Source organism: Pseudomonas sp. PS01303, from assembly GCF_029959385.1.
GTDB classification, from domain to species: domain Bacteria; phylum Pseudomonadota; class Gammaproteobacteria; order Pseudomonadales; family Pseudomonadaceae; genus Aquipseudomonas; species Aquipseudomonas rustica.
Map to the genome: position 1 here is coordinate 29093 of NZ_JASCPK010000003.1, position 19746 is coordinate 48838.

The following is a 19746-nucleotide window of genomic DNA, read 5'->3' on the forward strand; positions in this document are numbered from 1 at the left end:
TGATTTTTGCGTGGTAGAGCAGCGGTCAGCTCGTCGGGCTCATATCCCGAAGGTCGATGGTTCGAATCCATCCCTCGCAACCAATTCAAAGGTTCTCATTGAGGGCCTATTGAAGCCTCGGCATTGATCGAGGCCTTTTCGTTTTCGGCTCCCCAAACCCATTGCTCCGCGCTGGGAGTGCAGCGGACGCCGGATTTATCAATCTCCCCATGGGGGAGGCAACTCGGATGCCTACCATGCCTGATAAGCCAGACACCTGGGCCAAGATCTGGCTGGCGTTGAGCAATCCGCTCTGGCAGGGCGCAATCATGGCCATCACCGTATCGTTGCTTCGCGTGATGTACGACGCGAAGGAAACCAGTAAGCGTCGGATTCTTTTCGAATCGCTGATCTGTGGATCGCTGAGCCTCGTTGCGTCCAGCCTGATCGAGTGGATGACCTGGCCGCCCAGTCTGTCGGTTGCTGCCGGAGGGACTATTGGGTTCCTCGGCGTGACAGCCATTCGCGAGCTGGTGACCCGCTTCCTCGGTCGCAAGGCGGATGCCGCATGAAGGCCTTCGCTGCAGCAATCATCATTGCGCTGGTCGCCGTCCTGCTCGTCGGGATTCAGCAGTACCGGGTAATCGCCCTGCGCGACGAGATGAAGATCGAGACCAAGAGCAAGGATGACGCTCTCGCCGCCAACCTCGAAAGCCAGGCCACGATCACCACGCTACGCGCTGAAGCTCAGCGAAACGCCGATTACCAGAAAGACCTGAACAAGCGGTTGCAGGCCAGCCAAGCCAAAGCCAAAAAGGCGGAGAAGAATTTTGAAGAACTCAAGCGCAACAGCAAGCCTGTTCGTGATTGGGCTGCTCAGCCTCTTCCTGACGGCCTGCGCGGGAAAGCCAGCAGTGGTAACCCAGGCAAGGGCGGTAAGAATTGAAGCGCCTGAGCTGATCTCATGCGAGCGGATAGATACCGATGACACGGATCTGCGACTCAACGGGGATGTGTGGGCGCTGAAGGATCGAGCCATTGAGCTGCTCGACACTTGTGCCGACCAGGTGGACGCGCAGATCAAGCGCAGTCAGAGCAAGTAGGTCGCGACACGGTTCGCGACCAAGCAAACGTGTCGCGACACTGGAGTGCTGAGGTGCATCCCAGAATGACGTAGACCTGAGGACGCGGGCTTCACGACTCCTCGTACTCACGATAAAGCTTTATCAGTGCTTGGTCGTAATCCGCTTTGCTGAGTTTGCCCTTAAGCGCGGCCATTGTTTCGCTCGCGTTAGCTACGGCAGTCGCATCGCTTTTGTCCCTTCGTGCCGCCCAATCCCTGGCTGCCTGCATTACCAATCCCTCAGTTATTCGATCGATCATCCGAGCGTCCTGTTCGCTTTGGTTGGCCGACTAACCATAGACCAATGCTAAATTAGTGAAATGAAGGTTGATGTGCTGCTGGGTCAGCCAGATTAATAAGGATTCCCATGAAAACCAAGCAACCCGACTGGGAGGCGATCGAACGAGCCTACCGGGCCGGTTCGCTTTCAGTTCGCGCAATCGCCGAAGAAAGCAATATCTCTCACGTAGCGATTGCCAAGCGAGCGAAGAAGGAAGGCTGGGTGCGCGACCTGACGGATAAGGTCAGAGCCGCAGCCAAGCGAAAGGTTACCAACGCGGTTACCACGGAAAGTTACCAAGACGATCCGCTGGTAACCGAAGAACAGATTATTGAGGAAGCTTCCGACAAGGCTGCCTCTGTAGTGCTCGCGCACCGGGTTGATCTAGCTCAGTGGCGAGGCATTGCGAACAAGCTCAGCGCCGCGCTTCAGGCCATGACGGTCAACGAGGCAAACATCGGCGACTTCTCCCGCTCACTCAACGCAGGTGTCGACGCTCAACTGAAAGTGATTAAGGGCGAACGCCAGGCCTACAACCTCGACACGGAAGAGGGCGACAAGACAGTCGACACCCTGGCCGCGATGATGGATGAACTATCGAAGGACGCCTGACATGAAGCCCGAGCACATGAAGCTGCTCCGGGACAAGCGTTGGAGGCTCAACAATCTCTACTTCATCACCGACAAGCAGGGTAAGAAAACCCGCTTCCGGATGACGGACGAGCAGATCGAATACTTCGACGGGATGCACACCCGCAACATCATCCTGAAGGCTCGGCAGCTCGGCTTCACCACTGAGTGCTGCATCATCCAGCTCGACGCCGCTCTGTTCGAGTCGGCCAAGTGCGCGCTGATTGCCCACACCCTGAACGATGCCAAGCGCCTGTTCCGGGAAAAGGTTAAATACGCCTACGACAACCTGCCGAAAGAGATCCGCGCTGCCAATCCTGCTTCTAACGATGCTGCTGGTGAGCTTGTGTTCAGCAAAGGCGGATCGCTCTACGTCAGCACCTCGTTCCGGGGCGGCACACTGCGTTACCTGCACGTCTCCGAGTTCGGGAAGATCTGCGCCAAGTTCCCGCACAAGGCGCGCGAGATCGTCACCGGTGCCTTTGAGGCGGTGGCCACCGACTGTTTTGTCACAATTGAATCGACGGCAGAGGGTCGGGCCGGCTACTTCTTCGATTACTCGCAGACGGCCGAGAAGCAACTCCTGTCCGGTACGCCGCTCGGCAAGCTGGACTGGAAGTTCTTTTTTTTCAGTTGGTGGAAGAACAAGGCCTATTGGCTCGATCCAACCGAAGCGATCATCCCGCAGCGCCTGACCGACTACTTTAACGAGTTGTTCGCGAAACACGGCATCGACACGAACCCGGGCCAGCGCGCCTGGTACGCGGCCAAGGAGAAGACTCTCGGCGACGACATGAAGCGGGAATACCCGTCGATCCCGGCCGAAGCCTTCCAGCAGTCGATCGAGGGCGCTTACTACGCCCAGCAGTTCATCAAGCTGTATGCCGCTCAGCGCATTGGCACGCTGCCAGACAACAGCCACCTGCCGGTGATGACTTTCTGGGACATCGGTGTCGGCGACTCCACGGCCATCTGGTTCGTGCGTCAGGTCGGCAACGAGTACCACGTCATCGACTTCTACCAAAACAGTGGGGAAGGCCTGAGGCACTACATGAAGGTGCTCAAGGACAAGGGCTACACCTACTCCGAGCATTGGGGCCCGCACGACATCGACAACAGGGAATTCGGCAGCGATGCCAAGACCCGCCGGGAAATGGCGCGCGAGGGCTACGAGATCGACGGACAGCATTACCGCATGACTTTCCAGGTCGTGCCGAAAATCGGTGTCGACGACGGTATCGACCAGGCTCGCGAGATCCTCGCCCACTGTGCTTTTGACGAGGCGAAGTGCGAAGAGGGCATCACGGCGCTGGAGAACTACCGCAAAGAGTGGGACGACAAGAAGGGCTGCTGGAAAGATCGGCCGCTTCACGACTGGGCGTCTCACCCCGCCGATGCGTGGCGCTACTTCGCTGTCGCCAAAACGAAGCGCGCCACCATGACGCACATTCCTGTCACCTTCACTTTCTGAGGCCCATATGCCCAACTACAGCGCCAAACGGCAGGAGTACGACGATGCCTTGCCCGGTTGGCAGCTGGTCAAGCGTTGCGTAGCCGGGCCGCGAGAGGTTCGCAAGTACAACGAATACTTGCCAATGCCTGACCCGCTCAATCAGTCGCCCGAGAACATCGCGCGGTATGAGCAGCTCAAGAAGCGGGCGATGTTCCTCAACGTCACAGGCCGCACGCGTACAGGTCTTCTGGGCGCGGTGTTCCGCAAGACGGCAGAGATCAAGCTGCCATCAGCCGTTGAATACCTGCTGGAGAACATCAGCGGCGACGGATCAAGCCTTGAGCAACTGTGCAAGGAAGCAACTGGCGAATGCCTCGACACTGGCCGTGGCGGACTGCTGGTGGACTTCCCGAAGGTGGAGCTGCCCGAGGGTCAGACGTCACTCACTGTCGCCCAAGCCGCGAATGCGCGTGCCTACGTTCACTTTTACCCAGCCGAGAGCATCGTCAACTGGCGGGAAGATGTGATCGATGGCGTACGTCGGCTGACGCTGGTGGTGCTGCACGAAAAGATCAACGAGGCCACGCTCGACGGATTCGAGTTCACCGCCAAGGATCAATACCGCGCGCTGATGCTGCTCGATGGCAAGTACGTGCAGCGTGTGTACACCGAGGACACGCCGGACGGCACTGAAACGAACCCGACCGACAAGGCGGGCAAGTCATTCGATCACATCCCGTTCCACTTCTTCGGCTCACAGAACAACGACGCCAGCATCGACAAGGCGCCGCTGGAAGACTTGGCCGAGGTGAACATCCTTCACTACGGCAACAGCGCCACGGTGGAAGAGGCGGGCTTCATCAGTTCGCAGCCGACGCTTTTCATCACTACGGATATCCAGCCTGACGAGTTCATCAAGCTGAACCCAAACGGGATGCACATCGGCTCGCGGCGCGGGCACAACCTCGGCAAGCAGGGCTCTGCGGTGATGCTGCAGGCCAAGGAAACTCAACTCGCCCGCGAGCTGATGAAGGACAAGGAAGATCAGATGCTCATGATCGGCGCTCGAATCGTCCAGCAGGGCGGCGGCGCCGAGACGGCAGAGGCTGTTCGCATCCGGTACAGCTCGGATAACTCGGTGCTGGGCACGATCGCCGGCAACGTGTCCGAGGCTGTGCGGCTTTCCCTGTTCGATGCTCAGCGCTTCATGATGGATGCGATCGACGAGACCGGGACCGTCTTCTGGCTCAATCAAGAGTTCTTCGATCAGGTCATGGACGCGCAGTCGATCCTGGCTCAGATGCAGCTCTGGCAACAGGGCATCATCGCCAAGAAGGACTTGCGCACGAACCTGCGTCAGGCGGGTGTGCTGGAGTCTGACCGCACGGACGACGACATTGACGACGATCGCGAGGGCGAGGCGCCGGTGCCGGGTAGCGAAGACGACCCGCTGAAACCGAACGAGCCGCCAGAGGTGAAGGATGAGTAGTGAGGGCTATCTGACGGATGCCACCACTCGGCACCAGGTGTACGTCCAGCGCTACGCCGGCGGAAACCTAAAGCGGGTGGCGTCATTCATCAGCAAGGCCATCAATACGGCAAAGGCGCGCGTGACGGCAGGCCTCAGCGCCTACGGCACGCGTCGGTACACCTCGCAGATAGAAACGCTCCAAGGCGATTTGCGGGGCATTTACGACGACATGAAGGGCAGGGCTCAGCTCGACCTTGGCGAGTTCGCGGTCTATGAGGCTGAGTTCAACGGCAAGATGCTGGGCAAGGTCATCAAGGCTGTCGTCCAGTTCAATGTGCCCTCGGCGGAGATGGTGAGCGCGGCGGCACTGGCTGACCCGATGCTGCTGGAGGCCCGCAAGGGCGTTCAACGGATCAGCATCAGTGGTGCGCTCGACCAGTTCGGCACCAAAAAGGCAGCCGAGATCATCGGCGAGATCCAGATCGGTTCCAGCCTGGGCGAGACCAGCCAGCAGATCGGCCGGCGCCTTACCAGCGTTCACCAGCTGCATCAGGATCAGGCGTCGTCACTCGTCCGCACCATGACCAACCATGTCGCCAGCACGGCGCGCATGGAAACGCTCAAGGCGAATGACGACATCCTGGAGGGCTGGCGCTGGATATCGACGCTCGACTCACACACCAGTCCGATGTGCCAGGCTCGGGACCAGCATATCTATGCTTGGGACGACCCTAAGCCGCCCGGGCATTGGGGTTGCAGGTCGGGCGTGCTTCCTGTGCTGAAAGGCGAGTTTGCCCGCGAGATCAAAGGCTCGACGCGGCCCTCGGTCGGCCCTGACGGCGTTGAGCTGGTGTCCAGCAAGACGAGTTATCAGGACTGGCTCTCACGGCAGCCCGCCGCCTTCCAGCGCGATGTTCTGGGGCCCAAGCGGTATGCCCTGTTCACGAAGGGCGACCTGACCCTCGACAAGTTCGTCGACGACAACGGCAAGAGCCTGAACCTGCAGCAACTGAAAGACCTTGAGCCGCTGGCCTTCGAGCGGGCGGGACTTTAATTCAGCCCCTCCCGGGGCAGGAGCACCTATGAACGAAAGCAACGCACCGGCGGCCGAGATCATCGGTTCGACCAGTCAATTCGTCATCGACCCTCTGGAGTCAGCAATCACCAACACCGCGCAGGCGATTGTTGATGCGGACGGGATGACGCTGATGATCCTTCAATCGCACTTGAAGAAGTTGTGTGACCTTCAGCTCACGCAACTGAGCGACAAGTAACCAGCCGGCCATGAGCCGGTTTTTTTACGCCCGCGGCTGAGCCAACGGCAAATCATCCGGGGGATGACATGAAGTACAAGATCAGCAAGGCGGAATACGAAGCGCTCGATGCGGCCATGCAGGCGCTCTACAAGGCGATGGGCGATGACTTCGTTCTCGTCGTTGAGGGCTTGCCTACGGGCAGCGATGACCTCGAAGGCTTGCGCAACCAAGTGCAAACGCTACTCACCGAGAAGAAGGAAGAAAAGCGTAAGCGCGACGCAGCCGAAGCGGAGCAGCGACGCCTGCAAGAAGAATCGCAGCGAGCGAACGGCGAATACGAGCAGCTGTACACCAGCTCTCAGCAAGCCCTTGAGCAAGAGCGTACGCGCTTGGCCGAACTTACCGCAAACATTGAGCGACGCGACCTGACGTCGGCAGCCTCGAAGGTCTCCAGCAGCATCGCCGATGGCGAAAACGCCGAGATCCTCGCCGAGTTCGTCCAGCGCCGCCTGAAGATCGTAGAAGGCCAGGTCAAGGTCACGGACGCCTCCGGCAACCTGACCATCGCCAGTCTCGAAGACCTGGCAAAAGAATTCCAGCAAGCGCCGCGCTACGCAGCATTGGTGCGCGGCACGCAAGCGAACGGCGGCGGGGCTGCCGGGGGTAAGGGTGGCGGGGCCACCAAAACGTGGGACCAAATGACCGGCATGGAGCGCGTAGAGCTTCGCCGAACCAACCCCGCCGAGCATGCGCGCATGAAAGCCGCTGCTGAGGCCAAGTAAAAGGAAATTCAGCAATGCCAACCATTCTCTCGGACGTCGTGTTCCGCGATGAGCTGCGCGACTACATCACCGTCAACACCGTCGAGCGCACCGCGTTCTTCCAGTCGGGCATCCTCACCACCAACTCGGACATGACCACGCTGCTGGCCAGCCCGTCGAACACCTTCACCATTCCGTGGTGGGTTGACCTAGACGCGTCCATCGAGTCGAACTACTCGAACGACGTGTACACCGACATCGCGGTACCGCTGTCTGTCACCAGTGCTTCCATGCAGGCGCGCGCCGCGTACCTCAACGAAGGCTGGAACTGCATGAACCTGGTGAAGAACATCACCAAGCAAGACCCGCTGGAGTTCGTGGCAGGTCGCCTGATCTCCTACTGGCAGCGAGTGGCCCAGCGCCGCACCATTGCCACTGCAGTGGGCATCTACAACGACAACATCGCCTCCAATGGCGGCGACATGGTCGTAGACGCCGGCGGCATCATCAATCCAGCGGCAGTGATCCGCGCCAAGGGCACGATGGGCGACTACTCCGGCCAGTTGGGCGGCCTGAGCGTCATCGCCATGCACTCGGCGGTTCATACCGAGCTGTCGATCCAGAACCAGATCGACTTCGCGCCGGTTGCGGATCAGACCCCAGAGTTCGGTCGCTTCCAAGGTATGCCGGTCGTTCTGGACGACGGTCTGCCTGTGATCGGCACCGGCCCAACCGCCAAGTACCTGTCGATCATCTTCGGCCCGGGCGCTATCGGCTACGCCGAAGAGCAGCCAGAAGGTCTGGACGGCCTCGAATACGAACGTGCGCCGGATCGCGGCAATGGTGGCGGTACTGAAACCCTGTGGACTCGTCGCAACTTCGTTGTGCATCCGCTGGGCTTCTCGTTCACCAGCGCCACCATCACCGGTACCCCGACCACCACTCGCCCGATCTCGGCGAACTGGGCGGATCTGGCTCTGGCCACCAACTGGGAGCGCAAGTTCGCTCGCAAGCAGGTGCCTATGGCGTTCATCACCTCCCTCGTTACCGCGCCAACGCCGTAACCGGGCGCGCGGCGGGTGAGTTACCCGCCGCGCAGCATTGATCCAGGAGAAAACCATGACCGTTAAAAAAGACAACCACATCGACCCGAACATCAAGGCTCGCTGGGGCTTCTCCGGTGATGAAGGCAAGATCACTGTCGGCCCGCAGACCGTGGGCGAAACCGGCGGCGTCGATCATGCTCGATCGCGCATCGCAGAAGGTGGCGGCCGCAACAGTGGCGGAGGTGCCGAGCCTTCCCGCGAGGCTCTGCAGCTCGACGCCGTAAACGCGCTGGCCGCTGATCTTGAAGCGGGCGTGCTGAACCCTGTTGAAGGCGAAGGCCCAGCGATGCGCCTGTATCAGGCCCTGTCCGGCATCCAGTCGAGCATGCAAGGCTTGGCAGATGCCCGCAACGCTGCGGTGAGTAAGTCGGAAGAGCTGCAGAAGCAGGTCGACGGCTTGCTGGCGAAGGCCGAGAAAGATCGCTTGGCCGCTGCGACCGACCCGCTCGACGAGCTGACCGTCGTGCAGATCAAGGAACAGCTCGACGCCAAGTCCGTGACCTACAAGGCCAACGACTCGAAGGCTGAACTGCTGGCTCTGCTGAAGGGCGCTCAGTAACACCCGGGGCTTCGGCCCCACTCATTCAAGCGGAGGCCTGATGGCTACCTACATCACCGTGGCGGACGTTGACGCCATCCTCGGGGCTTCGTGGGCTCCAGATGACAAGAAAGCCCGGGCGGTGTTGCAGGCGAATGCCTATCTGACCTCGCTCAACCTCTCCGGCGTCGACATGGGCGCGATCCCGCAAGAGGTCAAGCAGGCAGGCGCCGAACTGGCCAAGTCCGCTGCCGCCGGCATCCTGTATCAGCAGCAGTCGTCTGGATCGCTGGAGGCCAAGACCGTCAAGGCAGGATCGGTAACGACCTCGAAGACGTTCGGCGCGATCGACTCCAGTTCTACCAAGGCCCAGGCCGAGGGTATCCAGTTCGCTCTGGCGCTGCTGAATCCCTGGCTTCGGTCGTCCTTCGGCTTCGACGTGTACAGGTGACCCATGGGAATGCGCGAAGAGATCCAGGCCGATTTGGCCGAGGCGTTCGACACTGACCTGGCTGATGCGGTCGTGCCGTTCAGCGGTGGCATTACGCTGCCCGGCACATGGGACCCGGTCGAAGAAGTCAGCACCGATCCTGTCGTCATCGCCTACACCGGGCGCGGCGTGATGGACGCCTTCAAGTCGCAGGCCGTGGACGGAATCAACATTCTCGCCACCGACCAGCTGCTGATCGCGCTCACCAACGAAACGACCGGAACGCCGGCCGTGGGCCACACGATCAACGGCTTCAGCGTGATTAATGTCCAGGTCGACCCGTGCGGCGCTCACTACGAGATCCAGCTGAGGAAGACGTAAATGAACGCCAAAGCCGGATGGAGCCATAGCCTTAGCGACTTCGCCGACCAGATCGACGAGGACGTGACGCAGCATGTGCGAGTGCTCGCCATGGCCATGCTGACCGAAGTCGTCAACCGCTCGCCCGTGGGCAACCCGGACTTGTGGAAGGCCAACACCAAGCTTCGGTCGCAGAACACGGCTCTGGCTGATGCCTACGACGCCAATGTCGACACCCGTAACGCGACCAACACCGGCAAGAAGAAATTCAAGAAGCTGACCCAGCGTGAGCGGAAGGAGAACTTCTTTGTCGATGCCAAGGCCGCGGGCAAGGGTTACATCGGCGGGACGTTCCGCGGCAGTCACATCGTCTCGGTGGGATCGCCTGACTTCACAGTCGCCGAAAACGTCGACCCGTCCGGCAGCGACACCATCAACAAAGGCGCGATGATGATCAAGGCGTCAGGGAATTACCCAGTGATCTACATCCAGACGAACAGCCCCTACGGCGAAATGCTCGAACTCGGGCATTCGACCCAGGCCCCGGGCGGCGTCTATGACCTGGCATGGATCGGCGTCAGCGAGGCCTACCGATGACCTACGAAGACATCCGCAAGCTGATCACCGCGCGCATGGTCGCCTTCACAGGCCTGCCGCAAGCCAGCATCGACTACCCGAACACGCAGACCTTCACGCCGCCGGCTGACGGCCTCTGGTGCCGCCTGAACATCCAGCATGCAACAGCCTTCATGGCTGGCATGGCAGACAAGCCGTACACCCGCAAGCCTGGCCAGATCAGCATCCAATGCTTCGCCCGGGTCGGCACCGGCCTCAAGGCTCTCAACGTCCTGTCGGATCAGCTCGAAGCGCACTTTGCCTACTGGCAATCGGGCGACCTCGAATGCATGGAGGTGAGCCAGATCCCGGCTGGCGAGTTCGAAGGCTTCTATCAGGTCAACGTGAATATCCGCTTCCGCGCAGGCTGACCCAGCGCAACACACCAACTACAGCCCGCCGCGCGCGGGCTTTTTCATGTCCGCAATCTGGAGACTCACTATGTCGAGCGGCGCCAAAGTTACGAGCTACATCATTGCTGAGTCTACGCCTGGCGTTACTCCCAGCACCGGCACCTGGGACACGCTCCGGCTGACCGGCAACGCCATGACCCCGACCGTCAACACTGCCACCAGCGACGAGATCACCGACTCGCGCATCAGTCAGGGCTCGGTCGTGACCAGTACCGACATCGGCGGCGACCTGACGGCCGAGCTGTCCTACGGCAGCTTCGACAAACTGCTGGAAGCCGCATTTTACGGAAACTGGGCAAGCAACGTGCTGACCGTGGGCGATGTTCGCCACACCTTCAGTATCGCCAAGAACTACATGGACGTGGGCGTCTACTCGCTGTTCAAGGGCGTTCATATCCCGACCTTTGCTCTGGACATCCCGAGCGACGGCAAGGTGACTGTCACCTTCGGCACCGCCTGCCTGGACTACACGGACAGCAATGCGCCGATTGTTCTGGCTCCGGGCGCCCCGACGACCACTCCGTTTATGGCAAATGGCAACGTCGGCACGCTGCTGATCGATGGCGCCTCGATGGAGGCTCAGGCGTGCGTCTCTGGCATGACCGCATCGCTCGACAACGGCCTTCAGGCTCAGCGCTGCATCGGTACTGAAAAGCTCGGCCCGGGCGCGCAGATCGCCACCGAGGCGGCCATCACCGGCACTATCACGATGGCATGGTCGGCCACGGCCTGGGGCATCTGGAAGAACACTTTCACCCGTAAGCCGGTGGCGGTCGAATTCCCTATCACCGACAGCGTGGGCAACAAGTACACCTTCAGCTTCCCGGCGGTTGAGGTCGACGGTGAGCTACCTAGTGGCGGCAAAACTGACCTGATCGAGCTGACACTGAATTACACCGTGGCCAAGATCGCGCCGACCATTACCCGTGCTCCGTATGTGGCCCCGACCAGCGTCACCGTGGCTCCAGGCACTGCAACTGTCGCCGTAGCGGCAACTCAGCAGCTGACCGCTTCGGTGTTGCCTTCTGGCGCACCGCAGAACGTGATCTGGTCGAGCAGCGCCCCGAGCAAGGCGACCGTCAGCTCTACCGGTCTCGTCACTGGCGTGGCATCTGGCACGGCGACCATCACCGCTACCAGCAAATACGACGGCACGAAGCTGAGCACGTCGGTGATCACCGTCTCGTAACACCGATTGACCCCTTTGACTGCCCCGGCACCAACGCCAGCCGGGGCGGTCCTTTTTCGGCGTGGCGTGAGGACTTCGCATGGCTTTGCAGATGAAAAAGACAGACCAGAACACCACGGAAACCAAGTGGGTCGCCTATGACGACGACACCAAAGTGTTGCTGGCACGAATTGATAACCCTGGTTACGTCGTCGCCCTTGAGCGCGAGCGCCGCAAGCTGCGCAGTGCAGATGCCCAGTTCGAACATGGTCAGGTCGGTGTAGTGGTTGGCGAGACGACCGAAAACCAGACCCAGTGCAAGCTGTTCAGTCAGTTCATTGTCAAGGACTGGACCGGCGTCAAGGATGCGGACGGAAACCCGCTCGACTTCAGCCCTGATATCTGCGAGCAGTTGCTGAACTCGAACCTTGAGTTCTTCCTTTTCGTCCTGGCTTCCGCCGGCAATGCCGCACTTGAAGCGCAGCAGGCCTTGGCGGAGACGGTGGGAAAGTCGTTGCCCGCTTCGAGTGGGAAAAAGAGTGGGGCGGGAACACAGAAAAGCGCCGACTGATCTACGAGCGGCTGCGAATGGCGGTCCCGGATGAGCCGGAAACGGACCCGATAACCGACTATCTGCTCAACACCTTCCGCAACATTGCCCGCGGGCGCCGGTTCATCAGCTCGATGGCTGGCGCATTCCCGCTCCCGCTGGCGGCACGTGAGATATCCGACTGGCTGGAGGCTCACCCGCCGGCCATGTCGCGCCGCGAGATCGATGAAGTCGTCTACACCCTCGACGCGCTTTGCCTTGAGGCTGATGAAGAATCCAAGTCATAGCCAAGGCCTGACACCCGAAACCCGCTCCGGCGGGATTTTTTATACCTGGAGAAAAGGCAATGGCCCAAACATCCCGCCTCGTCATTGAGCTGGACAGCCGCGACGCCGAAACAAAAGCGGCGGACACGCGCAAGGCGCTGGAGGCGCTGGAGGATGCGGGCCTTGCCATTCAGCCAGCACTGAACAAAGCCGGCGCCGGAATGGAGTCGATGGGCAAGAGCGCCGACAAGGCTTCCAAGTCGGTATCAGCTGAAGCGGATGAGCTTGAGCAGTTGCTCGGGCAGATCGATCCAGTGATCCGCCGTCTCGGAGACCTGGACAAGCAGGAGCAGGCGCTTGCCAAGCATCGAAATGCAGCCGGCAGCAAGCTCGACAAGGCTACATATGACGAGTATCAGGCCAAGATCAACCAAACCCGGGCCAAGCTGACCCAGTTCGACGACTCGCTGACTCGCACCGGCAACACAGCCAAGCAGACAGCTGCAGCCCTTCGCGGCGTGCCTGCTCAATTCACTGACATCGCCGTGTCGCTCCAAGGTGGCCAGAACCCGCTGACCGTATTCCTGCAGCAGGGCGGGCAGCTCAAAGACATGTTCGGCGGGGTCGGCCCGGCGGCCAAGGCCATGGGCGGATACATCCTCGGCCTGGTCAATCCATTCACTGTGGCCGCCGCCGCGGTCGGCACGCTGGGCCTGGCCTATTACCAAGGCTCCAAAGAGGCAGATGCTTATCGCCTCGGCATCGTAACCACTGGCAACGCGGCCGGCACGTCGGCGCTAGCTCTTGCCGGCATGGCGACCACGATCAGCGCGAGCGTGGGCACCACCGGGAAGGCGGCCGAGACGCTGGCTTTGCTGGCATCGAATGGCAAGATTGCCAGTACCAGCTTCGAGCAGATCGCCTCGGCGGCCATTGGCTTCGAGCAAGTCACCGGCAAAGCGGTAGCGGATACCGTCGCCGAGTTCGCCGCATTGGCTGAGGATCCAGTCAAGACGCTGGCCACGCTCAACGATAAATACAACTTCCTGACCGCATCGGTTTATGAGCAGGTGCGTGCAGCCGAGCAGATGGGCGAGAAGGAGCAGGCCGCGGCCATCGCTCAGGATGCCTACGCCAAAGCGCTGGAGGCTCGCACCAAGACCATCAAGGAAAGCTTGGGCACCATCGAGACCGCGTGGAATGCGATCACGGGCGCAGCCAAAAGCGGCTGGGATGCCATGCTCGGCGTTGGCCGTCAGCAGTCGCTCGACGAGCAGATCGCCAACACCAAGCAGCTGCTGGAAGATCGCAAGGATAGTTTCGCGGCCAAGATGTTCCCCGGCACGCTCGGCGCTGACAGCGACTCGACTCGATTCCTGCAGACCCGGCTCAGCCTCCTGGAGAAGCAAAAGCTGCTGCTCACTGATCAGGGCAAGGCTGAGGGCGATAACGCCCGCATTCAGCGCGACGGTCAGAAAGCCTACGAGGACTTTCAGAAGGGTATCGAGGCCGGCGGAACTCGCGAGCAGAAGCTGAACAAGGCTCTGCTCGAAGATCAGAAGCGCATCAACGCGGCTCGCGCTGCCGGTTACACGATCGCCCAAGCCGACGCCGATGCATCCGAAAAGGCCATTCGCGACAAGTACAAAGAGCCAACGGCAAAGGCCTACACCGAAGACGCTGGTATGAAAATGCTGGATTCGGCGCGGCAGACCAATGCCGTTCTGACCCAGCAGCTCGCCTCGATCAATGGCCAAGGCATCGCCACCGAGAAGGTGGGCGCCCAGGCTCAGGCGCTGATTAAGTGGGAGCAACAGCTTGCGGATATCAAAAGCAAGCAGACGCTCACCGCCGATCAGAAGTCGCTGCTGGCCAGTCAAGACCTGATAACCGCACAGCTGAAGAAGAACGCCGGCCTTGAGCGTGAGGCTGAAATTCAGAAGGGCATCAAGCAGGCGAACGATGATCAGGTGAAGCTGCTGACCCTCACCGGCCAGCTACGCGAAGCCAATCAGCTGAAGTCCGGCCTGGACGATGCCGCGCAGATGGCGGAATACGAGCGCCAAGGCAACACGGAAGCCGCCAAGCGCCTCGAGACGATGATCAAGATTCGCGACATCAACCTTCAGTCGGCGCAGAAGCCCGGTACGGTTGAGGGTGTGAGTCAGGCGCCCGCCGCCGCCGGCTTGGATGCCTCCGTGGGTGGAGCGTTCAGCGAGATAGATCGACTGGACGCCGATGCCGCCAAGATTGACCAGTGGCGCGCTACCGAGCTTCAGAAGCAGCAGGCCTATCTGGGTCTGAAGGCAATCAACGAAGAGACCTATGCCGAGCGCATAGGGAACATCGAGCAGCAGGCCACGCAAAACCGACAAAAGATCGAGGAAGCCAAAAACCAAGCATTGCTGGTGGGCGCTTCTGACTTCTTCGGCAACATGGCCAGCCTCAGCCAGTCCGGCAACAAGAAGCTTGCAGCGATCGGCAAGGCGGCGGCAATCGTTCAGGCAACTATGGACGGCTATCTGGCCGTGCAGAAAGCCCTGGCCGCATTCCCGCCTCCGTTCAACTTCGCGGCAGCTGCAGCCGTGGGCGTGGCTACCGCGGCCAACGTGGCCAACATCGCCGGCATTGGCTTTTCGGATGGTGGCTACACCGGTTCGGGTGGCGTGAATGATCCAGCCGGCACCGTCCACAAGGGCGAAGTCGTTTGGAGTCAGAAGGACATCCGGAAATTTGGCGGCGTGGCGGCAGTTGAAGCGCTGCGAAAAGGGAACGTTTCCCCGATTCAGCCAGGCGCCAAGGGTAGTGGTCCCGATTCAACTCAGATGCTTCAGGGATCGGCCCCGGTCGTAAACATTCACGAAGACGCAAGCCGGGCCGGCCAAAGCAGGTCGAGCCAGATAGACGGGAAGTGGGTCACTGACTACTTCGTCGCGAACATCCGTGAAAACGGCAAAGAGGCGAAGGCCATTCAGCAGATGCTCGGAGTAGGGAGAGCCATCCGATGATTACTTACCCTAAGGAACTCCCCTACCCGCTGAGGGATGGCTACGGGTTTTCCCCGGTCAGCGCTGTAAAGCGAACCACTATGCAGACCGGTCGGGCCAGGGTTCGCCGCAACTATGCGTCGGTTCCGACCGAGGCAAAGGTTCAGTGGATGCTCGACTCGGTTCAGGCCGAGTATTTCGAGTCATGGGTCGAGGATGCGCTGCTTTCGGGTAGTCAGTGGTTCGAGTGCGAACTGAGGACGCCGCAAGGTCTTCTTCCGTACAAGGCGCAATTCAAGGATGGATACGAAGGCCCAGTGCTGTTTGGCGTCAATAACTGGACCATTTCAGCAACGCTTGTGCTGTGGGAGCGACCGATTCTCCGTGGTGGCTGGGCCATTTATGCGCCTCAGTTCCTCTTGAATGCGGGAATGCTCGACGTAGCCATCAATCGGAACTGGCCGGAATGAGCGCCGTACTCAACAGGATCTACTCAAGCAGCGGCCCTGAGATCCTTCGGGGAACGCTGGCGGTAACTGATGGCGTCGTGAGCCACTACCTAACAAACGGCTTCGAAGACTTCGAGGCAAGGCTTGAAACGGGTCAGTTGGTGCTGTTCACCGCGTGCGGCATCTCGGTCGCACTCCCAAAACGCGGCAGTGATGGAAAGCAGGATCTGAAATTCGCGCTGTGCAACATCGACGGAAGCGTCTCTGCGTTCATTCGCAAGGCGCTAAAGGAGAAGCGAGAAATCCAGCTGATCTATCGCGAGTACATCGACACCGATCTCGAAGCTCCGGCCAAGATCCTCGGCTACAAGGTGAAAACCGGGTCTATCACCGCCACCGAGGCGCAGATCATCGCCGGCTACTTCAACCTGCTGGAAACGGCGTGGCCGCGCCTCTTCTACACCGCCAGCTTCGCCCCAGGTATTCGGTACTACCAATGATCGATCACGAAAAATACCGCGCTGGCGTGTACAGCGAGGGCGGGAGAGTGTGGCCGCGAGTCGACTGCTACGGGATTGTTTTGGAGGTCAGGCGCGACATGGGCCTGGCCGACTGGCCGGAATGGGTCAGCGCTCGGCAGGGGGACGGATCAATGGTCGAGGTTGCTGGCCAGTGGTTCCCGACGCTTCAGCCCTGCGAGCCAGAACCTGGCGCGCTCATCGCCTGCTACCGCGGCAGCCTGCTCAAGCATGTGGCCGTCGTGGTCATGGATGGCAAAGAGCTGGAGGCGCTGGAAATCAACCCGAAACACGGCGTTACCCGCCTTCCGCTTTCCCGGCTGAAACGAAGATTTGTGCGAGTGGAGTATTTCAAGTGATAAAAATCTACCCGTCTCGCCTTGAAGGTGAGCCTCTGGAGGTTCACGACGTAGACAATCCCGTCCTGCTCACTACCTGGCTGGCGAGCGAGGCCAAAGGCTTCAGCATGGAAGGTCCTCAGCCGATCTGCATCGATGTCGACGGCAAGCCGCTGCCTCTTGAGTCGTGGACATCGTTCACGGTTCATCCTGATACGGATCTGCGCATTTACCCGGAGGCTCGGGCCAGTGCCGCGGTCATTGCGGCATGGGCAGCCGTGGCGCTGGCAGCTGTCTCGATTGTGATGATCCTGACCATGCCGAAGGCGGCGAAGGCCAAGAGCAACGCCCAAGGTGATGAGCTTGATTCCGCAACAGCTACAGCCAACCAAGCAAAGCTGAACTCACCGATCCGCGAAGTGCTGGGCCGTGCGAAGGTCTTCCCTGACTACCTGACCCAGCCCATTTCCCGGTTCGTGAACAAACGGCAGATGCACACCACGCTCTGCCTGTGCGTCGGGGTTGGCCGGCTGTCCATGGCGCCGAGCCTGATGAAGATCGGCGAAACTCCATTTGCAGCGTTCGGCTCCGATCTTAATTACACGATCTATGGCCCAGGCGAAACCTTGCCTGCCGATGCACGGTCAGAAAACTGGTTCCGCGTGAACGAGGTCGGCGGCACCGGTGCAGGCACGGCAGGCCTCGATCTGGCCAGCACGGCGCCAAGTGACTCTGCGGTCGTTGCTGACAGCATGTTTATCAGTGGCGGCGCCTTGAGCCTGATCGGAAACAGCCCGGCCTTCCCTGATCAGTGGGGGCTCGGCACGTCGATCACGCTGTCCGCGCCTGATACCTACACCATCACGAATGCCGGCAACTACAGCCGGATCGCCGGGCAGATTGCAGACCTTGCGCCCTTTGTCGGGATGAAAGTCACGCTTCGCTACGACGACGACCTGAGCCTGACCGTGGCGAGCTTTTCGCCCTATGTCCCACCGGTTCCAGGCATTGGCGGCACGGCCTCGTCTGTCACCGCCAGCGCGGCGCCGACAACGCTGAACTTCAGCACAACCTCCGTCGCCTGGTCTGTGGTCTTTCAGGGTGCTACTCGGACTATCTCGCTAAATGCCAACTACGCATCGATGGCGGCGCTGGTATCGACGGTCACTGCACAGCTTTCCGGTATCGGCCTTGTAGCGCAAGACAGCGCCGGCAAGCTGAAAATCCTTGAGCCTTCGAGCCCTTACAAGGGTGGCGCGATCTCCCTGACAAGCGCACCGGTTTCGGTTTTTGGCTCGACCCCCGTATATGTGACCGGCGCGGCATCCACTGGAGGCAATGCTGAGCGCTCGGCGTTTATCACCCTTAATTACGACAGCGGCACGCCATTCGCCGGCCTTCCAGAAGGTCAGCAGCGCCTGGCGCTGGGCTATCGAGGCCTGCGCTACACAATCCAATCTGTAAGCGGGCTGACGGCCACCATCCGGCGCCTGACCGATACCGGCGCGGTCGATGCTTCATGGGTTGGGTTCACCGATCGAACGCTTCTCGACTTCTCGTTGGCAGGAAGCGGCGGTAGCGCAAACTGGATCGGCTCCTTCATGGGTTGCCCGGAAAACGAACTGGCAACTGCGGCCGAGTACGACATCTTTTTCAGCCAAGGGCTCTGCTACTACGACAAAAAGGCGCGACTGAAAACCACCACGCAATCTGTTCAAATTCGCTGGAGGGATGCTGCGCTGGCTGGCGCATGGAACACCATCACGCACACTTACACCGATGGCACTCCCGACCAGATCGGATTCACTGAGTCCGTGACGTTCCCGTATCCATTGCGACCTGAGTTTCAAATGCGCCGCGTGACGCCGGTCGAAGGTGGCCAAGTACGTGACGCCATACAATGGTACGGGCTGCGCACCAAGCTTCCAGCGAAGTCGTCGTACCCGGGCGTCACGGCGATGACCATGGAGTTCCGGGGGGGCGATCGCCTGAGCGCCCAGTCTGAGCGGCAGATCAACTGCGTGCCTGTTCGCATCTACGATACCGGCACCACTCGCTCTATCAAGGATGCCGCGCTGTATGTGTGCGACAGCCTCGGGATTGATTCCTCGCTGATCGATATCGACTCAATCCAGAATGCCGAGAACACCTACTGGCAGCCGCGGGGCGAGCTGTACGACATGTCCCACGAAAAGCAGGCATCCGCCCGGGACGTGCTCGCAGGGATCTTCACCGCCGGCATGTCTCACCTTACCATCAGCGACGGATTGCTTGGCGTTAGGCGCGAGGGAATTCAGTCGTCTCGCGGGGCTATTACGCCCCATGAAATGACCAGCGAACTCAGCTCAGCCTTTGTCGCCCCGAGTCCGGACGACTTCGACGGCGTAGATGTCGAGTACGTCGACCAATACACCAACAAGAAGGAGGTAAGGCAGTGCCGCCTCGATGGAAGCCTTGGGCTCAAGGTGGACAAGATCCAGCTGAACGGCGTTACCGACAACACACGCGCCTGGCGCATCGGGATGCGGCAGCTGCGCAAGTATCAACTGGCTCGATGGAGCTACAGCGTAGATACCGAGCTTGACGCCTTGGTCTTTGAAGACCTGGATCACGTCACGCTCGCCGACGACATTCCGGGAACGACCAAGAGCGCACTGATCACGGACTTCTACGCCGATGGAGACAGCTACGTCCTCACCCTTACAGAGGAAATGGATTGGTCAGTTTCCAATCCGCGTGCGCTGATCCGACGCCATGACGGCACGGTGACGAGGCTGTTTGCTCCCGAGCAAATTACTTGGTTCGAGGTTCGCGTTCCTTCCTGGGCGATCGACTTCGACCTGATAACCGACCTCAGCATTGAGCCGGCCAGGTTCCTTTTCGGCCCTAGCGAGCAGGTCGGCTACCCCGCAATGATCACGGAAATCACTCCCAATCAGGACGGCACCTGCGCGGTAAGTGCGACCGAGTACTCGGAAGAGCTTTACGCCGACGACGACAACTTCCCACCGACATAGCAACAAACATTCGATCAATACGACCCGCCAATGAGCGG

The 19746-nt window shown here is 60.3% G+C and carries 23 protein-coding genes and 1 tRNA gene; 23 read left to right on the top strand and 1 reads right to left on the bottom strand.

Features of this window, described 5'->3' with window-relative positions:
• Window positions 1-7 precede the first annotated feature (7 nt).
• The 3 genes from QMX93_RS02095 to QMX93_RS02105 all read left to right on the top strand — a co-directional run bounded on the left by QMX93_RS02095 (window position 8) and on the right by QMX93_RS02105 (window position 925).
• Window positions 8-83: transfer RNA gene (locus QMX93_RS02095), tRNA-Met, on the top strand.
• Window positions 84-227: 144 nt separating this feature from the next.
• Window positions 228-551 carry a phage holin, lambda family gene (locus QMX93_RS02100; RefSeq protein WP_282352157.1) on the top strand — a complete coding sequence of 108 codons (324 nt, stop codon included), beginning with the start codon at window positions 228-230 and terminating at the stop codon, window positions 549-551.
• Entirely contained in the window at window positions 548-925 is a 378-nt protein-coding gene (locus QMX93_RS02105; protein ID WP_282352159.1) for a hypothetical protein, read from the top strand. Before QMX93_RS02100 ends, QMX93_RS02105 begins: the two co-directional genes overlap by 4 nt.
• A gap of 248 nt (window positions 926-1173) precedes the next feature.
• On the opposite strand, the gene QMX93_RS02110 is transcribed toward QMX93_RS02105, so the two are convergent.
• Entirely contained in the window at window positions 1174-1362 is a 189-nt protein-coding gene (locus QMX93_RS02110; protein ID WP_115148347.1) for a hypothetical protein, read from the bottom strand.
• A 107-nt stretch (window positions 1363-1469) separates the two neighbouring features.
• On the opposite strand from QMX93_RS02110, the gene QMX93_RS02115 reads away from it, so the two are divergent.
• The 20 genes from QMX93_RS02115 (at window position 1470) to QMX93_RS02210 (ending at window position 19708) form a co-directional block, all read left to right on the top strand.
• A complete protein-coding gene (locus tag QMX93_RS02115) occupies window positions 1470-1994 on the top strand; it encodes a hypothetical protein (RefSeq protein ID WP_115148346.1) in 525 nt (174 codons plus the stop codon).
• A gap of 1 nt (window position 1995) precedes the next feature.
• Complete coding sequence (locus QMX93_RS02120; RefSeq protein ID WP_115148345.1) at window positions 1996-3483, top strand: terminase; 1488 nt, start codon at window positions 1996-1998, stop codon at window positions 3481-3483.
• A gap of 7 nt (window positions 3484-3490) precedes the next feature.
• Window positions 3491-4954: a DUF4055 domain-containing protein gene (locus QMX93_RS02125; RefSeq protein ID WP_282352171.1), complete on the top strand. Its 1464-nt coding sequence runs from the start codon at window positions 3491-3493 to the stop codon at window positions 4952-4954.
• Window positions 4947-5990, top strand: coding sequence for a minor capsid protein (locus QMX93_RS02130; protein WP_282352173.1), 1044 nt, complete (start codon window positions 4947-4949; stop codon window positions 5988-5990). Before QMX93_RS02125 ends, QMX93_RS02130 begins: the two co-directional genes overlap by 8 nt.
• Window positions 5991-6018: 28 nt before the next feature.
• Window positions 6019-6210, top strand: coding sequence for a hypothetical protein (locus tag QMX93_RS02135; protein ID WP_282352176.1), 192 nt, complete (start codon window positions 6019-6021; stop codon window positions 6208-6210).
• 68 nt (window positions 6211-6278) lie between these two features.
• On the top strand, window positions 6279-6974 hold the full coding sequence (locus QMX93_RS02140; RefSeq protein WP_282352179.1) for a hypothetical protein: 696 nt from the start codon (window positions 6279-6281) through the stop codon (window positions 6972-6974).
• Window positions 6975-6988: 14 nt separating this feature from the next.
• Window positions 6989-8017, top strand: coding sequence for a hypothetical protein (locus tag QMX93_RS02145; RefSeq protein WP_282352181.1), 1029 nt, complete (start codon window positions 6989-6991; stop codon window positions 8015-8017).
• Window positions 8018-8072: 55 nt separating this feature from the next.
• Window positions 8073-8618: a hypothetical protein gene (locus QMX93_RS02150; protein WP_282352182.1), complete on the top strand. Its 546-nt coding sequence runs from the start codon at window positions 8073-8075 to the stop codon at window positions 8616-8618.
• Between the two features lie 40 nt (window positions 8619-8658).
• Window positions 8659-9048 carry a protein singed gene (locus QMX93_RS02155; protein WP_282352184.1) on the top strand — a complete coding sequence of 130 codons (390 nt, stop codon included), beginning with the start codon at window positions 8659-8661 and terminating at the stop codon, window positions 9046-9048.
• A gap of 3 nt (window positions 9049-9051) precedes the next feature.
• Window positions 9052-9408 carry a hypothetical protein gene (locus QMX93_RS02160; protein WP_282352187.1) on the top strand — a complete coding sequence of 119 codons (357 nt, stop codon included), beginning with the start codon at window positions 9052-9054 and terminating at the stop codon, window positions 9406-9408.
• Window positions 9409-9984 carry an HK97 gp10 family phage protein gene (locus tag QMX93_RS02165; protein WP_282352192.1) on the top strand — a complete coding sequence of 192 codons (576 nt, stop codon included), beginning with the start codon at window positions 9409-9411 and terminating at the stop codon, window positions 9982-9984.
• Complete coding sequence (locus QMX93_RS02170) at window positions 9981-10373, top strand: phage tail terminator-like protein (protein ID WP_282352195.1); 393 nt, start codon at window positions 9981-9983, stop codon at window positions 10371-10373. The genes QMX93_RS02165 and QMX93_RS02170 overlap by 4 nt, the downstream gene beginning before the upstream one ends.
• Before the next feature lie 70 nt (window positions 10374-10443).
• Window positions 10444-11604, top strand: a complete 1161-nt coding sequence (locus QMX93_RS02175) for a phage tail tube protein (protein ID WP_282352197.1) — start codon at window positions 10444-10446, stop codon at window positions 11602-11604.
• Window positions 11605-11683: 79 nt separating this feature from the next.
• Window positions 11684-12154: a hypothetical protein gene (locus QMX93_RS02180; protein ID WP_212546185.1), complete on the top strand. Its 471-nt coding sequence runs from the start codon at window positions 11684-11686 to the stop codon at window positions 12152-12154.
• Between the two features lie 17 nt (window positions 12155-12171).
• A complete protein-coding gene (locus QMX93_RS02185; protein ID WP_212546184.1) occupies window positions 12172-12420 on the top strand; it encodes a hypothetical protein in 249 nt (82 codons plus the stop codon).
• 59 nt (window positions 12421-12479) lie between these two features.
• Window positions 12480-15407 carry a phage tail length tape measure family protein gene (locus tag QMX93_RS02190; RefSeq protein ID WP_282352206.1) on the top strand — a complete coding sequence of 976 codons (2928 nt, stop codon included), beginning with the start codon at window positions 12480-12482 and terminating at the stop codon, window positions 15405-15407.
• Entirely contained in the window at window positions 15404-15856 is a 453-nt protein-coding gene (locus tag QMX93_RS02195) for a hypothetical protein (protein WP_212546182.1), read from the top strand. Before QMX93_RS02190 ends, QMX93_RS02195 begins: the two co-directional genes overlap by 4 nt.
• The gene (locus QMX93_RS02200) at window positions 15853-16335 is read left to right on the top strand and encodes a DUF1833 family protein (RefSeq protein ID WP_212546181.1); all 483 of its coding nucleotides are present in this window, start codon (window positions 15853-15855) and stop codon (window positions 16333-16335) included. Before QMX93_RS02195 ends, QMX93_RS02200 begins: the two co-directional genes overlap by 4 nt.
• Window positions 16332-16712, top strand: a complete 381-nt coding sequence (locus QMX93_RS02205) for a nitrite transporter (protein WP_212546180.1) — start codon at window positions 16332-16334, stop codon at window positions 16710-16712. The genes QMX93_RS02200 and QMX93_RS02205 overlap by 4 nt, the downstream gene beginning before the upstream one ends.
• Window positions 16709-19708: a host specificity factor TipJ family phage tail protein gene (locus QMX93_RS02210; RefSeq protein ID WP_282352211.1), complete on the top strand. Its 3000-nt coding sequence runs from the start codon at window positions 16709-16711 to the stop codon at window positions 19706-19708. Before QMX93_RS02205 ends, QMX93_RS02210 begins: the two co-directional genes overlap by 4 nt.
• The last annotated feature ends 38 nt before the right edge of the window (window positions 19709-19746 follow it).

Excerpts from the sequence above, each read along its gene's own strand:
- QMX93_RS02135 (WP_282352176.1), top strand. The coding sequence starts at position 6,019 with ATGAACGAAAGCAACGCACCGGCGGCCGAGATCATCGGTTCGACCAGT.
- QMX93_RS02155 (WP_282352184.1), top strand. The coding sequence starts at position 8,659 with ATGGCTACCTACATCACCGTGGCGGACGTTGACGCCATCCTCGGGGCT.
- QMX93_RS02140 (WP_282352179.1), top strand. The coding sequence starts at position 6,279 with ATGAAGTACAAGATCAGCAAGGCGGAATACGAAGCGCTCGATGCGGCC.
- QMX93_RS02110 (WP_115148347.1), bottom strand. The coding sequence starts at position 1,362 with ATGATCGATCGAATAACTGAGGGATTGGTAATGCAGGCAGCCAGGGAT.
- QMX93_RS02120 (WP_115148345.1), top strand. The coding sequence starts at position 1,996 with ATGAAGCCCGAGCACATGAAGCTGCTCCGGGACAAGCGTTGGAGGCTC.
- QMX93_RS02125 (WP_282352171.1), top strand. The coding sequence starts at position 3,491 with ATGCCCAACTACAGCGCCAAACGGCAGGAGTACGACGATGCCTTGCCC.
- QMX93_RS02205 (WP_212546180.1), top strand. The coding sequence starts at position 16,332 with ATGATCGATCACGAAAAATACCGCGCTGGCGTGTACAGCGAGGGCGGG.
- QMX93_RS02160 (WP_282352187.1), top strand. The coding sequence starts at position 9,052 with ATGGGAATGCGCGAAGAGATCCAGGCCGATTTGGCCGAGGCGTTCGAC.
- QMX93_RS02150 (WP_282352182.1), top strand. The coding sequence starts at position 8,073 with ATGACCGTTAAAAAAGACAACCACATCGACCCGAACATCAAGGCTCGC.
- QMX93_RS02195 (WP_212546182.1), top strand. The coding sequence starts at position 15,404 with ATGATTACTTACCCTAAGGAACTCCCCTACCCGCTGAGGGATGGCTAC.
- QMX93_RS02105 (WP_282352159.1), top strand. The coding sequence starts at position 548 with ATGAAGGCCTTCGCTGCAGCAATCATCATTGCGCTGGTCGCCGTCCTG.
- QMX93_RS02175 (WP_282352197.1), top strand. The coding sequence starts at position 10,444 with ATGTCGAGCGGCGCCAAAGTTACGAGCTACATCATTGCTGAGTCTACG.
- QMX93_RS02190 (WP_282352206.1), top strand. The coding sequence starts at position 12,480 with ATGGCCCAAACATCCCGCCTCGTCATTGAGCTGGACAGCCGCGACGCC.
- QMX93_RS02100 (WP_282352157.1), top strand. The coding sequence starts at position 228 with ATGCCTACCATGCCTGATAAGCCAGACACCTGGGCCAAGATCTGGCTG.
- QMX93_RS02200 (WP_212546181.1), top strand. The coding sequence starts at position 15,853 with ATGAGCGCCGTACTCAACAGGATCTACTCAAGCAGCGGCCCTGAGATC.
- QMX93_RS02170 (WP_282352195.1), top strand. The coding sequence starts at position 9,981 with ATGACCTACGAAGACATCCGCAAGCTGATCACCGCGCGCATGGTCGCC.
- QMX93_RS02145 (WP_282352181.1), top strand. The coding sequence starts at position 6,989 with ATGCCAACCATTCTCTCGGACGTCGTGTTCCGCGATGAGCTGCGCGAC.
- QMX93_RS02165 (WP_282352192.1), top strand. The coding sequence starts at position 9,409 with ATGAACGCCAAAGCCGGATGGAGCCATAGCCTTAGCGACTTCGCCGAC.
- QMX93_RS02115 (WP_115148346.1), top strand. The coding sequence starts at position 1,470 with ATGAAAACCAAGCAACCCGACTGGGAGGCGATCGAACGAGCCTACCGG.
- QMX93_RS02185 (WP_212546184.1), top strand. The coding sequence starts at position 12,172 with ATGGCGGTCCCGGATGAGCCGGAAACGGACCCGATAACCGACTATCTG.
- QMX93_RS02130 (WP_282352173.1), top strand. The coding sequence starts at position 4,947 with ATGAGTAGTGAGGGCTATCTGACGGATGCCACCACTCGGCACCAGGTG.
- QMX93_RS02180 (WP_212546185.1), top strand. The coding sequence starts at position 11,684 with ATGGCTTTGCAGATGAAAAAGACAGACCAGAACACCACGGAAACCAAG.